Below are 13325 nucleotides of genomic sequence, written 5' to 3'. Positions count from 1 at the left end.
ATGACCGCCCCCCACGTCACCCCCGAGCAGGTCTGGAGTGCCCTCGCCGCCGTGCCCGACCCCGAGATTCCCGTCGTGTCCGTCACCGATATGGGCATGGTGCGGGACGTGGCAGTGGACGGCGGGCGGGTGACGGTCACCTTCACCCCCACCTTCTCCGGCTGTCCCGCGCTGCATGTCATCCGCGAGTCCATCGGCGAGGCGGTGCGGGCCCTCGGCGTGCCCGACGTGGAGGTCCGCAGTACCCTCACGCCCCCCTGGACGACGGACTGGATTCAGCCGGACGCCCGCGAGCGGCTGCGCCAGTACGGCATCGCGCCCCCCGCCCCCGCCGGAGACACCCCCCTCATCACCCTCGACCCCGAACCCACCCGCTGCCCCCGCTGCGGCTCGCTGAACGTGAGGATGACGGCCAGCTTCGGCCCGACGTTGTGCAAGCGCCTGTACGTGTGCGAAAGCTGCAAGGAGCCGTTCGAGGGGTTTAAGAGTGTGTGATTGTGGCGGCTTGTCTTCTGGCTGTTGTGGTGAGGATTTATGTCGGCGCTAATCAACTTGTTTTCAGACGAAAAGACCGATCTTGTTTGGAAAGACTCCAGTGGGGCATTTGACTTAATAGTGGAACATCTTCTCGCCCGGAGGGTTGGGAGTTCAGAGCTTGTTTTATACCTAGAAGAACATAGATACAACTTCTATTTGGACTTCGACGAATTGCCGACCTCCGCGATAGTCGAGTTTCGACAGGCAGTATACGATCTCTTCTGCCAAATCGATGCTGGTGCTATATCTGAGGTAAATCGGCGGTACATGTTGATTTCTTTGGGGCATCTCCTCAAGCTTGCTCAGCTTGCACTGCATTTACGTGATGCGGTTTCAATTCCCTCGCTTATAGAGCCGGATGCCATAGAGGGAAGCGCGTGATCACCCCCTCGCCCCCTCCGTCTTCCGCCCCGCCTCCTACGTCCACGGCACCCAGCACGCCGCCGCCGTTTAAAAGCGTGTGACTTCAGGCCGTCAAAATCAGCGGCGCACCCTTGGTGATCATGATGGTGTGTTCAAAGTGGGCGGCGATGCCCCCGTCCGTCGTGGAGATCGTCCAGCCGTCCCGCAGGGTTTTGGTGCGCCAGTTTCGGCCAGTGGAAACCATTGGCTCGATGGCGATCACCAGCCCCTCGTGCAAGGGTTTCTGGAGCGCCGGGTGGTAGAAGTTGGGCACCTCCGGCTTTTCGTGAATGGCCCGGCCCACCCCGTGTCCCTGCAACTCGCGCAGCAGGGTGAAGCCACGTCGCGCCACTTCCGTTTCAATCGCCCTGCCGATGCCGTTCAGGGGACGGCCCGCGCGGGCGGCTTTCATGGCCTGGGCGAATGCGGCTTCGGCACAGGCGATCAGACGGGTGGCGACGGGCGACACGGGAGGCACGGCGACCGTCACCGCCGCATCGGCGACGTAGCCTCCCACATTCGGCGTGACATCGATGCACACCACGTCGCCCGCCGCGAGAGGCCGATGCGTCGGCAGGCCATGAACGATGTCCTCGTTCACGCTGACGAACACGTTCACGGGAGCGTTGTACTCGGCACGGGGAGCGGAAAAGGCGCCATACTGGGCAAAAATCTCGCCAGCCAGCGTGTCCAGATCGGCAGGGGTGATGCCGGGTGCCACGGCGGCCTTGAGCGCCTCAAGCGTTCTGGCGACCACTTTCCCGGCCAGCCTCATGCCTTCCAGGTCACGCTCGTTGCTGATCGTCATACACGATTCTAGGCCAATACCAAGGAGCCCCATGACGACCCTCCCTCCTCCCGCCGGCGCATTGGGGCACCTTTGCGACTTCCAAGACCTGCCCAACTGGGAGCAGGCTGTTCGGGAAGTGCAAGAAGCAATGTTCAATTTGCTTCCTGGGCATAGGATTACTGGAACTGCTGAGTTTGGGCCAGGAAACGAGTACGACTTTTTCAGTGACCCGCCGCTTGAGCTTCGGCAAGCCAGGAAATTTCAAGAAGCTATAACGAGCTGGGCCAGATCAAGGGGCTACGATTTTTGCCCCTGTTATCTGCAAATACATATCCGAAACCTCGCTAAGTCCCAGGAGTCGCCATGACCACCCTCCCCACCCCCGACATCCTCCGCCCCGCCTCCTACGTGTACGGCACCTGGCACGCCAATGCCGACGGGCAGGCGCTCGTGGATGCCGTGTATGGCCGTCCCGTGGCCGTCATCTCCTCCGAGGGGGTGGACTTCGGCGAGGCGCTGCGCTACGGGCGCGAGGTGGGCGGCCCGGCGATCCGGCGGCTGACCTTCCACGCGCGGGCGCGGGCGCTGCGTGCGCTGGCGTCGTACCTGCTGGAGCGCAAGGAGGACTACTACACCCTCAACCTGCTGACGGGCGCGACCCGGCGCGACGGCTGGGTGGACATCGAGGGCGGGATCGGGACCTTATTTAGCTACGCGAGCATGGCCCGGCGCGACCTGCCCGACGAACGCTTCCTGCCCGACGGCCAGGTGGAGCGGCTGGGCAAAGGCGGGACCTTCGTGGGCCGCCACATCCTCGTGCCGCGCGACGGGGTGGCGGTGCAGATCAACGCCTACAACTTCCCGGTGTGGGGGATGCTGGAAAAGCTCGCGCAGGCGTTCGTCGGCGGGATGCCCAGCTTTGTCAAGCCCGCGCCGCAGACGGCCTACCTCACCGAGCGGGTGGTGCGCGACATCATTGCCTCGGGGCTGCTGCCGGAGGGGGCCCTGCAACTCGTGACGGGGGAGCCCGGCGACCTCCTCGACCACCTGGAGGAGCAGGACCTTGTGGCCTTCACGGGCTCGGCGGCGACCGCGGCGAAGCTCAGGGTCCACCCCACCATCGTCGCCCGCAACGTGCCCTTCAACACCGAGGCCGACAGCCTCAACGCCTCCGTGCTGGGCCTGACCGTGAAGGCCGGAGACCCCGAGTTTGCCCTCTACGTCAAGGAGGTGGCGCGCGAGATCACCAGCAAGGCCGGGCAGAAATGCACCGCGATCCGCCGCGCCATCGTCCCGCGTCACCGGGTGGAGGAGGTCGTGGAGGCCCTGCGCCGCGAACTCGGCAAGGTGACCCTGGGCGACCCCGCCCGCGACGACGTGCGGATGGGGGCCCTCGTGAGCACCGAACAGCGCGAGCGGGTGCGGGGGACCCTGGACGCCCTGCAACGGGAGGCCCGCCTGGTGATCGGTGGTGAGGAGCGCGAGCTGCTGGGCGGCGACCGCGAGAAGGGCGCCTTCCTCGACCCCACCGTGCTGCTGTGCGAGTCGCCCCTCACGGCGCGCGGCCCGCACGAGCTGGAGGCGTTCGGCCCGGTCGCCACCCTGCTCCCCTACGACACGCTGGAGGACGCCGCCCGCCTCGCCCGGATGGGGAAGGGGTCGCTGGTCGGGAGCATCGTCACGCACGACCGTACCGAGGCCACCGAACTCGTCCTGGGGATGGCGAGCACGCACGGTCGCCTCCTCGTCCTGAACCGCGAGAACGCGGGGGAGAGCACCGGGCACGGCTCGCCACTCCCTCAACTCCTGCACGGCGGCCCCGGACGGGCGGGTGGCGGCGCGGAGCTGGCGGGCCTCTCAGGGGTCAAGCACCACATGAACAAGGTCGCCGTGCAGGCCGATCCCACCACCCTCACCGCCGTCACGCGCGAGTACGTGCCGGGGGCGGAGGTGCGCGAGGACGTGGTTCACCCCTTCCGCAAGACCTTCGAGGAATTGCGGGTCGGTGACAGCCTCCTCACCCCGCGCCGCACGGTGACCGAGGCGGACGTGAGCGCCTTCGCGGGCCTCTCCGGCGACCGCTTCTACGCGCACACGGACGAGATCGGGGCGCGGGAGAGCCTGTTCGGGCGGCGGGTGGCGCACGGGTACTTCGTGCTGAGCGCGGCGGCGGGGCTGTTCGTGGACCCGGGGGTGGGGCCGGTGCTGGCGAACTACGGTCTGGAGGGGCTGCGGTTTACCGAGCCCGTAGGCTTCGGCGACACCATCCGCGCCCGCCTGACCGTGCAGAGCAAGACGGCGAAGGACCCCAAACCGGGCGAGCCCGCCACCGGGGTCGTGAAGTGGCGGGTGGACGTGACCAACCAGAACGAGGTGCTCGTGGCGACGTACTCGATCCTGACGCTCGTGGCGCAGGAGACGAGGGCGGATGCCTGACCCGACGGTACACTCAACCATGTTCAACCCATCTGCGGAGGCGATGCCGCTTCCCGTCCTGCGCGCCCTGCAACTGGAGCGTTTGCAAGCCACCGTCGCCCACCTGAATGAGCGTGTACCCGCCTACCGGGAGAAGTTCGCCCAGGCCGAGGTGACTCCGGACGACTTGAAGACGTTGGACGACCTGCGCCGCTTCCCCTTCACCCGCAAGAGCGACCTGCGGGACGGCTACCCCTTCGGCCTGTGCTCGGTCCCCCGCTCGGAGTTGCGCCGCGTCCACGCCTCCAGCGGCACGAGCGGCAAGCCCACCGTTGTTGGATACGACGAGAACGATCTGGACGTGTTCGCCGAGGTGGTCGCCCGCAGCCTGTACGCGGCGGGGGCGCGGCCCGGGATGCTCTTCCACAACGCCTACGGCTACGGCCTCTTCACGGGCGGGCTGGGGACGCACGCGGGCGGCGAGCGGCTGGGGTTGGGCGTCATTCCAGTGTCAGGCGGCGGCACCGAGCGGCAGGTGCAGATCATTGAGGACCTGGAGCCCGAGGTGATCGCCTGCACGCCGAGCTACGCGCTAGTTCTGGCCGACGCGCTGGCCCGGCGGGGCCACACCCCGGAGACCCTCAGCCTGAAATATGCCGTGCTGGGCGCCGAACCCTGGTCGGAGACGATGCGCCAGGAAGTCCAGGCCCGCCTAGGTGTGAAGGCCACCAACATCTACGGCTTGTCGGAGATTATCGGCCCGGGGGTGAGCAACGAGGACGCGGAGGAGCAGCGGGGCAGCTATCTCTGGGAGGACCACTTCTACCCGGAAATTGTCGATCCCGAAACCGGCGAGGTCCTGCCCGACGGCGAGTACGGCGTCCTCGTCCTCACGTCCATGACTCGCACCGCCCTGCCTCTGCTGCGCTACTGGACGGGCGACATCACCTGCCTGCTGCCCGGCGAGAACACGACGGGCCGCACGGTGCGCCGCATGGACGCCATCCGGGGCCGCAGCGACGACATGATCATCCTGCGCGGGGTGAACGTGTACCCCACCCAGATCGAGGCCGTGCTGGCGCATCTTTCCGAACTTAGCCCGCATTACCAACTCGTGCTCTCCCGCGGCGGCGGCATGGATGAACTGCTGCTGAAGGTGGAAAGTACGCGCCTGGACGGGTCGCTCGGCCAGGAAATCGTGCGGCTCGTCAAGACGCAGGTGGGCGTGTCCATCGGCTGCGAACTGTGCGAGCCCGGCACCCTCCCCCGCAGCGAGGGGGGCAAACTGCGGCGCGTGGTGGACCTGCGGGTGGTCCGTTGAGCGCGCCCGACCTCACGCCCTACCGGGAACGGTTCGCGTCCCTGAAGTTCCAGGCTCACCCGGGCGGCATCCTCGAACTCATCCTGTCGAACGAGAAGACGCTCAATTCCGCCGACGCCACCATGCACCGCGACCTCGCCTACGTGTGGCGCGAGGTGGACCTCGACCCCGGGGTGCGCTGCGTGGTCGTGCGCGGGGAGGGCCGGGGCTTTTCCTCGGGCGGGGACCTCGGCTTGGTGGCGGAGATGGCCCAATCGTGGGAGACGCGCGCCCGGGTCCATAAGGAGGCGCGCGATCTCGTCTACAACATCGTCAACTGCTCCAAACCCGTGGTGAGCGCCATTCACGGGCCCTGTGTGGGGGCCGGGCTCGCCGTCGCCCTGCTCGCGGACATCAGCCTCGCGGCGCCGAATGCGCGGATTCTCGACGGTCACACGCGGCTGGGGGTCGCCGCCGGAGATCACGCGGTTATCATCTGGCCGCTGCTGTGCGGCCTGAACAGGGCCAAGTATTACCTGCTGCTCAACGAGCCGCTGAGTGGGGCGGAGGCGGAGCGAATCGGGCTGGTGAGCCTGTGCGTGCCGGAAGAGGAACTGCTGGACCGCGCCTTCGGGATTGCCCTGCGCCTGTCGCAGGGAAGCCAGACCGCCGTGCGCTGGACGAAGGAGGCGCTGAACAACTGGCTGCGGCTGGCAGGGCCGAGTTTCGACGCCTCGCTGGCGCTGGAGTTCCTGGGCTTCTCGGGACCGGACGTGCACGAGGGCGTGGCGTCCTTACGGGAGAAGCGTTCGCCGAACTTCCCTGACGCGGGCGACGGGTAAAGCCAGGCTGTCAGAACCTCATCACCCGCTTCCCCCACGCTGAGGTATGCGTCCCCTGCTCCTCCTTCTGACCCTGACGGCACTAGGCCCGACCGCACGGGCGGCCACATCCGCCCCGCTGAGCGGCACCTGGCAACTCACGAATGTGCAGGGCTTCGGCAGTGGCCGTGTATCTCCAGGCACGGCCTATCTCGTGATCAACGGCGACACGGCTCAGGGCCGCTTCGGGTGCGGGGGCTTCGCCGGGTCCACCCGGGCCGCCGCCAGCCGGGTCGAGATCAATGTCCGTGCCCTCACGCCCGCGCCCGGTGAACGCTGTCCCTTCGTCATCCCGGAGGCGTTCCTCGGGGCGCTGAACGGCGCGGAGCAGTACGTCCTGAGCGAGGGAGCGGGGCAACTCATGCTGTTTTCCAGGACGACCCGGCTGACCTTCGAGCGCCCGGGCGCCCAACGCTAAGCCTCCAGGCCCTCGCCTCCACCGGGCACGAAATCGAAGACGACCACCTCAGGGCCGCAGTTCAGGCGGAAGGGAAGGGTCGTCACGCCGAGCCCGCGTGAGACGAAACCGGGCGCCGGACCCCGCACGAAACCGGAGGCGAACCGTCGCCCGAAGCGGCTGGAGGTGACGAGGGGGCCGATCAGCGGCAGGCACACCTGTCCCCCGTGCGTGTGGCCGCAGAGGGTCAGGCCGACGCGCCCGGGCACCTCGGGCAGGAGGTCGGGGGTGTGGCTCATCAGGAGGACGGCACCCCCGGCCGGGGCGCGGGCCAGGGCCGCCCCCAGGTCCACCCTTCCCCACCGCAGATCGTCCACACCCGCCAGGAAGAGGTCGTCCCGCAGCGTCGTCCCCTCGTTGCAGAGGAGGCGGACGTCCGAGCGGCGCAGGTCCGCCCCGAAGGCGTCGCGCGCCGCCCCCGGCGACCGGCCCCCGCGGTGGGCCGTGCGGCGGAAGTGGGCGTGATCGTGGTTGCCCCACACGCCCCAGACCCCCAGGGGCGCACGCAGCCGGGCGAGTTCCCCGAACAGGGGCTCCAGGGGTGCCACCCCTCGCTTATCCACGAAGTCCCCGGTGACGAGTACCACGTCGGGCCGCAGGGCCAGCGCCGCGTCCACCCACGCCCGCACCGACCCACGCCCGATGTAGGCCCCGTAATGCAGGTCCGAGAGCTGGACGACCCGCAGAGGCTTACGCAGGCCGGTCAATTCGCGTCGGTGGGAGTTGACCTCGAAGGTGTACGCCTGGGCGAGCGCGGCTCCGGCGAGCGCACTCAGGCCCAGGCCCACCGTCCAGGCCGCCCGTCTCACCCCTCCCGTCTGAACGCCACCTTCCCGCCCACCACCGTCAGCGTCGGCCAGCCCTTCAGCGTCTCGCCCGCCCAGGGGGTGAACTTCGCCTTGCTCCGGAACTCGGCGGGGTTGACCTCGCGCTCGGTCTCCAGGTTCAGCACCACGAGGTCGGCGGGGGCGCCCTCCTCCAACGTCGGTTCGGGCCAGCCCATCACCCGGGCGGGGGCGGCGGTCATCAGGTCGAGCAGCTTTTCGAGCCCCAGCCGTTCTCCAAAGCGCGTCCACATCAGCGGGAAGGCGATCTCGATGTACGCGATGCCGGAGGGCGCACTCAGGAGGTCGCGCTCCTTCTCCGCCCGCGTGTGTGGCGCGTGGTCGGTGGCGAGGCAGTCCACCGTGCCGTCGAGCAGCCCTTCGAGGAGGTGATCCGCGTCCGCCTGGGTCCGCAGCGGCGGGGCGACCTTGTAGATCGCATCGAAGCTCCGCAGCGCCTCGTCCGTCAGCGTCAGGTGGTGTGGGCAGACCTCGCAGGTGACGGGCAGGCCGCGCCCCTTCGCCTCCCGCACGAGGTCGAGCGCGCGGGCCGTCGAGAGGTGCTGGACGTGCAGCCGCGCCCCCGTCTGCGCCACGATCTCCAGGTCACGCGCGACGCGGGCCGCCTCTGCCGCCGCCGGGTTGCCAGGGAGGCCCAGTTCCTCGGAGACCGGGCCCTCGTTCATCACCCCGTCCGCGCGCAACGAGGCGTCCTCCGCGTGGACGCTCACAACCATGCCGAGCGAGCGGGCGTACTCCAGCCCCAGCCGCAGCACGCGGGCGTTCTCGTTCGTCCGCCCGTCGTCGGTGAACATGACGGCCCCCGCCTCCTTGAGGTAGGTCAGCTCGGCGAGCTGTTCGCCCTGCTGCCCCTTCGTCAGCGCGGCGGCAGGCTTCAAACGCGCGAGGCCCAGCCCGTCCGCCCGCTCGATCAATGCCTGCACGATGGCCGGGTCGTCCACGACCGGGGACGTGTTCGGCATGGACACGACCGTCCCGTATCCGCCCGCCGCCGCCGCCGCGAGCCCAGAGGCGAGGTCTTCCTTCTCCGTCTGCCCCGGCTCGCGCAGGTGGGCGTGCAGTTCGATGAGGGCGGGCGCGACCGTGCCCCCCCGCCCGTCGATCACTTCCCCGACTTCGCCGAGATTCCAGCCCTGGATGACACCGTTCTCGACGGTGACGCTTTCGAGTTGGTCGGAGCCGGGACGTTTGATGTTGGTGATGGTGAGTTGTGTCATTTCAGTCCCTTGAATCAAGCGGAGGCATTTGCTTTTGTACTCCTCCCCCTAGAGGGGGGAGGCCGGGAGGGGGTGACCGCAAGTGACCCGCAGCGCGCTCTGTACAAGAGACAGGGCATCTTGGCTTCGTCTTCGCTGGTCACACGCCCCCTCACCCCGGCCCTCTCCCGCAAGGGGAGAGGGAGAACTATTCCCGCCCCACCAGCAGGTGATACAGCACGCTCATTCTGACCGCCTGCCCGTTCTCCACCTGCCGCACGATGCGGCTGCGCGGGCCGTCGGCGGTGTCCGAGCTGATCTCCAGGTCGCGGTTCATGGGGCCGGGGTGCAGGGCGATGGCGCCGCTCTCGGCCTCGGCCATGAGGCGTTCGTTCACCTGATACGTGTCGGCGTACTCCTGAAGGCTGGCGAGGTACCCGGCGTCCATCCTCTCCTGCTGGAGCCGCAGGGCCATGACGGCGTGCGCGCCCCGGACGGCCTCGCGGGGGTCGGTCGTCAGCGTCACGCCGGGCAGGCGGGCGAGGTCGGGAGGAAGCAGGGTCGCCGGACCGCACAGCACGACCCTCGCTCCCAGCCGCGGCAGCAGTTCCGCGTTGCTGCGCGCCACCCGCGAGTGCCGCACGTCCCCGATGATGGCGACCGTCAGGCCCTCCAGGGTGCCGAACTCCTGCCGCACGGTGTAGGCGTCGAGGAGGGCCTGGGTGGGGTGCGCCCGCCGCCCGTCCCCCGCGTTGATGACGGGTTTGCCGGAATAGCGTGCGACGAGATGCGCCGCCCCCGCCGCGTGGTGCCGCACGACGTAGGCGTCCACCTTGTAGGCGGTCAGCACCTCCACCGTATCGCGCAGGGATTCACCTTTGGAGAGGCTGCTCGCCCCTGCCGCGAAACTCACCACGTCCGCGCTCATCCGCCGGGCGGCCAGCTCGAAGGAGACGCGTGTGCGGGTGGAGTTCTCGAAAAAGGCCGTGCAGACCGTCAGCCCTTGCAGCGCCGGGACCTTCTTCACCGGGCGGTCGAGGACCTGACCCATCGTGTCCGCGTTGTCGAGAAGGGCCGTCAGCCGCTCGCGGGACCAGCCCTGGAAGTCGAGCAGGTGCCGGGGGCGGGAGAGGGTGGAGGCCGTCATCGCAGCGTCTCCACGTCGTGCAACTCCACGAGGTCCACCCCGTCCGTCTCGGTGAGCCGCACCTTGACGACCTCCGTGCGGGCGGTCGGGAGATTCTTACCCACATAGTCGGCGCGGATGGGCAGCTCGCGGTGCCCCCGGTCCACGAGGACGGCGAGCTGGATGCCTTCGGGCCTGCCCAGGTCGATCAATGCGTCGAGCGCCGCGCGAACGGTGCGGCCCGTGTACAGCACGTCGTCCACCAGAATCACCCTTCTGCGGGCGAGGTCGAAGGGCACCTGCGTCTCGCGGATGATGGGCTGCCGGGCAATCTCCGTCAGGTCGTCGCGGTAGAGGGTGATGTCGAGCCTGCCGGTGGGCACGTCCACCCCCTCCAGCTCGCTCAGTTTCGCGGCGAGTCGGTCCGCGAGCGGGATGCCCCGCGTGTGAATCCCGATCAGGGCCAGGTTCTCGGCCCCCCGGTTGCGCTCCACGATCTCGTGCGCGATGCGGGTCAGTGCCCGGCGCACCTCGTCGGCGGTGAGGATGGTGGCCTTCGGCGTCATGCCTGCCCTCGGCCATAGAAAACGCCGCCCAGCGCGTGCTGTCGGCCCATCAAACCCTGTTGCATCTTCGCTCCTTCTCCTGCCTCACGGGGCCGCTGAGAAAGGCCGGGGGGCGGACCAGCCGCCCTTTGCCTCGGGGAGTGTACACCGGGGCGAGGCGGGTGGGGAGGGGACGACCAGAGCTCAGCCTTACCGCCCCCTTAAAGACGCACTAAACTTGACACGTTGGCACTCAGGTTTTAAGCTATAGGCAGTTGAGCGGGAGGCGATGCAGGAGCTGCCGAGCCGCTTCCAGTCACAGGAGGTAACGACCTTGATGCGTTTTGACCCTTTTCGTGAGATCGAGGAACTGACCCAGCGGATGGACCGTGCGTTCGGCGGCGGCGTGAGCGGCCAGGTGGCCCGGCTTGCCCCGCCCGTGGACGTGCACGAGGACGAGGGGGGCCTTGAACTCACCCTCGACCTGCCCGGCGTGCAGCCCGGCGACATCCAGATCGAGGCCGAGAACCAGACGCTGACCGTGCAGGCGAGGCGCACCTACACCCGGGGCGAGGGCCGCACCGCCCACCGCGTCGAGCGCGCCTACGGGACCTTCTCGCGCACCTTCAGCGTGCCCGCGAAGTACGACCTCACCAAGGTCGAGGCCGACTTCGACCACGGCACCCTGACCCTGACCGTGCCCCGCAGCGAGGCCGCCCAGAAGCGCACCGTGCAGGTTCGCAGCGGTGGGCAACTCAACGCGCCCAGGACCGTAGACGTTGGGCAGGGCGATTCGGACACGCCCGCGACCGAGATGCAGAACGCCGAGAGCACCCAGGGCGCATAAGCCTCTTCCAAACGAAACTCCCGCCGGGGATCGCCTCGGCGGGAGTTTGCGTTTCGCTGACGGCTGAGAGCTGACCGCTACGCCAGCACGTCCGGCGAGAGCTTGGAGGGTTCCAGCGCCCCCGTCATCACCGACACGGTGTCCGCCATGCTGAGCCTGCGCGGGTTGACCACGGCGGCGCGGCGCCCCAGCCGCTGGATGTGAATACGGTCGGCGATCTCGAAGACGTGGGGCATGTTGTGGCTGATGATGATGACGGGCAGCCCCTTGTCGCGCACCCGGCGGATCAGGTCGAGCACCATGTTGCCCTCCTTGACCCCCAGCGCGGCGGTCGGCTCGTCCATGATGACGACGTGCCGGGCGAAGGCCGCGCTGCGGGCCACCGCCACCCCCTGCCGCTGGCCGCCCGATAAGGTCTCGACGGGCTGGGTCATCGAGCGGATGGAGAACTGGAGGGTCTTCATGTGCTCGGTCGCCTCGGTCAGCATCCGCTTCTTGTCGATCAAGCGCAGCATCCGCCCGAGTGAGCCGCCCCGGTACAGCTCGCGGCCCAGGAAGAGGTTCTCGGCGATGGTCATGGCGGGCGCGACGGCGAGGTCCTGATAGACCGTCTCGATGCCCTGCCGCCGCGCGTCGATGGGGCTGCGAAAGTGCACGGGCTGGCCGTCGAGGAAAATCTGGCCGCTGTCGGGCACCACGGCCCCCGAGAGCGCCTTGATCAGGCTCGACTTGCCCGCCCCGTTGTCACCGATCACGGCGAGGATCTCGCCCTGCCGCAACTCGAAGTCCACGCCGTCGAGGGCCGTGACGTGGCCGTAGCGTTTGACGAGTTGCCGCGCCTCGAAGACGGTGGGAACGGGAGGGCTGAGCGGCACGGCGCCCGCCTGTGAGGGAGAGGTCTGCATGGTCACGCCTTCCTCCGGGAGAGCTGGTCCACGGCGACCGCCAGGATGGTGAGCAGGCCGGTGATGATGTACTGGTACACCGAGGGCACGCCCATCAGGGTCAGGCCGTTGGTGAACACGCCGACGATCAGGGCCCCCAGCAGCGTGCCGATGATCGCGCCCCGCCCGCCGAAGAGGGAGGTGCCGCCCAGCACGACGGCGGTGATCGACGCCAGCGCCTCGGTCTGCCCGGCGTTGGGGTCGCCCACCCCCGTGCGCGCGGTCAGCAGCAGCGCGGCGATCCCGTAGGTCAGCCCCGCCAGCGTGTACACCATCACGAGCACCCGCGTGGTGGGGATGCCCGTCAGCCGCGCGGCCTCGGGGTTGTTGCCCACCGCGTAGAGGTGACGGCCCGGCGAGGTCTGCGTCAGGATGACGTGGGTGAGCAGGTACAGCGCCAGCATCAACAGGGTGCCGTAGGTCCAGGTCGTGGTCCCGATCTGGAAGGTGGAGCCGAAGAAGGTCAGCGGCGCGGGCAGGTTCGAGACCGTCTCCGAGCGCGAGTACACCTGCGTCACCCCGAACACGATGCCGAACATCCCCAGCGTCACGATGAAGGGAGGCAAGCGCAGCCGTGTGATCAGGAGGCCGTTGATCCACCCGATGAAGGTGGTGGCGAGCAGCCCCAGCCCAATGGCGAGGAAGGGGTTCAGGCCCGAGTTCACCGCCAGCCGGGTCATCACGACGCCGCCGAGCGCCATCATCACGCCCGCCGCGAGGTCGATGCCCGAGGTCAGGATGATCAATGTCTGCCCGATGGCGAGCACCGCCACGTACGAGACCTGCTGGAAGATCAGGGAGAAGTTCTGCGGGCTCAGGAAGCGGTCGGACTGGGTGGAGAAGAAGATGACGGCGAGCAGCAGCGCGAGCAGCGGTCCCAGGATGGCGATGTTGGGGATGCGCTCCCGCAGGGAGAGGCGGTCGGGGGCCTTGGCAAGGGGGGCAGGAGGGGTGGTCATGCGCCGGGTCTTCCTTTGCGGGTGAGAACGGGGGAAGGCCAGCCTGGAGCGGACCTTCCCCGTGGGTCTGGGGCGCGCCTC

General features: G+C 68.4%; 14 protein-coding genes. 7 read left to right on the top strand and 7 right to left on the bottom strand.

What is annotated here, in order from left to right:
• Window positions 1-495: a 1,2-phenylacetyl-CoA epoxidase subunit PaaD gene (gene paaD, locus IC605_RS04820; RefSeq protein ID WP_216319717.1), complete on the top strand. Its 495-nt coding sequence runs from the start codon at window positions 1-3 to the stop codon at window positions 493-495.
• Between the two features lie 39 nt (window positions 496-534).
• Complete coding sequence (locus tag IC605_RS04815) at window positions 535-918, top strand: hypothetical protein (protein WP_216319714.1); 384 nt, start codon at window positions 535-537, stop codon at window positions 916-918.
• Between the two features lie 85 nt (window positions 919-1003).
• Here the strand turns inward: IC605_RS04815 and map are convergent, their stop codons facing one another.
• Complete coding sequence (gene map / locus IC605_RS04810) at window positions 1004-1747, bottom strand: type I methionyl aminopeptidase (protein WP_216319712.1); 744 nt, start codon at window positions 1745-1747, stop codon at window positions 1004-1006.
• Between the two features lie 345 nt (window positions 1748-2092).
• Between map and paaZ the strand changes: the two genes are divergently transcribed.
• From paaZ to IC605_RS04790, 4 genes are read left to right on the top strand one after another with little or no spacing between them, the layout of a single operon-like run.
• The gene (paaZ, locus tag IC605_RS04805) at window positions 2093-4165 is read left to right on the top strand and encodes a phenylacetic acid degradation bifunctional protein PaaZ (protein ID WP_216319711.1); all 2073 of its coding nucleotides are present in this window, start codon (window positions 2093-2095) and stop codon (window positions 4163-4165) included.
• A gap of 19 nt (window positions 4166-4184) precedes the next feature.
• The gene (locus IC605_RS04800) at window positions 4185-5465 is read left to right on the top strand and encodes an AMP-binding protein (protein WP_216319710.1); all 1281 of its coding nucleotides are present in this window, start codon (window positions 4185-4187) and stop codon (window positions 5463-5465) included.
• Window positions 5462-6286 carry an enoyl-CoA hydratase/isomerase family protein gene (locus tag IC605_RS04795; RefSeq protein WP_216319709.1) on the top strand — a complete coding sequence of 275 codons (825 nt, stop codon included), beginning with the start codon at window positions 5462-5464 and terminating at the stop codon, window positions 6284-6286. Before IC605_RS04800 ends, IC605_RS04795 begins: the two co-directional genes overlap by 4 nt.
• A 46-nt stretch (window positions 6287-6332) precedes the next feature.
• A complete protein-coding gene (locus tag IC605_RS04790) occupies window positions 6333-6743 on the top strand; it encodes an META domain-containing protein (RefSeq protein ID WP_216319708.1) in 411 nt (136 codons plus the stop codon).
• Here the strand turns inward: IC605_RS04790 and IC605_RS04785 are convergent.
• The 4 genes from IC605_RS04785 to pyrR all read right to left on the bottom strand — a co-directional run bounded on the left by IC605_RS04785 (window position 6740) and on the right by pyrR (window position 10515).
• Complete coding sequence (locus tag IC605_RS04785) at window positions 6740-7591, bottom strand: metallophosphoesterase (RefSeq protein WP_343216506.1); 852 nt, start codon at window positions 7589-7591, stop codon at window positions 6740-6742. The genes IC605_RS04790 and IC605_RS04785 overlap by 4 nt on opposite strands.
• Window positions 7588-8844, bottom strand: a complete 1257-nt coding sequence (locus IC605_RS04780; RefSeq protein ID WP_216319706.1) for a dihydroorotase — start codon at window positions 8842-8844, stop codon at window positions 7588-7590. The genes IC605_RS04785 and IC605_RS04780 overlap by 4 nt, the downstream gene beginning before the upstream one ends.
• Window positions 8845-9031: 187 nt before the next feature.
• Entirely contained in the window at window positions 9032-9970 is a 939-nt protein-coding gene (locus tag IC605_RS04775) for an aspartate carbamoyltransferase catalytic subunit (RefSeq protein WP_216319704.1), read from the bottom strand.
• A complete protein-coding gene (gene pyrR / locus IC605_RS04770) occupies window positions 9967-10515 on the bottom strand; it encodes a bifunctional pyr operon transcriptional regulator/uracil phosphoribosyltransferase PyrR (protein WP_216319701.1) in 549 nt (182 codons plus the stop codon). Before pyrR ends, IC605_RS04775 begins: the two co-directional genes overlap by 4 nt.
• Before the next feature lie 313 nt (window positions 10516-10828).
• Between pyrR and IC605_RS04765 the strand changes: the two genes are divergently transcribed.
• Complete coding sequence (locus IC605_RS04765) at window positions 10829-11341, top strand: Hsp20/alpha crystallin family protein (RefSeq protein ID WP_216319698.1); 513 nt, start codon at window positions 10829-10831, stop codon at window positions 11339-11341.
• Between the two features lie 77 nt (window positions 11342-11418).
• Here the strand turns inward: IC605_RS04765 and IC605_RS04760 are convergent, their stop codons facing one another.
• On the bottom strand, window positions 11419-12246 hold the full coding sequence (locus tag IC605_RS04760; protein ID WP_216319695.1) for an ATP-binding cassette domain-containing protein: 828 nt from the start codon (window positions 12244-12246) through the stop codon (window positions 11419-11421).
• A 2-nt stretch (window positions 12247-12248) separates the two neighbouring features.
• Window positions 12249-13244 (bottom strand): ABC transporter permease, encoded by a 996-nt coding sequence (locus IC605_RS04755; protein ID WP_216319692.1) that lies wholly within the window; start codon window positions 13242-13244, stop codon window positions 12249-12251.
• Between the last annotated feature and the right edge of the window lie 81 nt (window positions 13245-13325).

The sequence above is a fragment of the Deinococcus aestuarii genome, assembly GCF_018863415.1.
In the GTDB taxonomy this organism is placed as follows: Bacteria; Deinococcota; Deinococci; order Deinococcales; family Deinococcaceae; genus Deinococcus; species Deinococcus aestuarii.
Note: the sequence above shows the minus strand (reverse complement) of the source record. Positions and strands in the feature narration are given on the sequence as shown.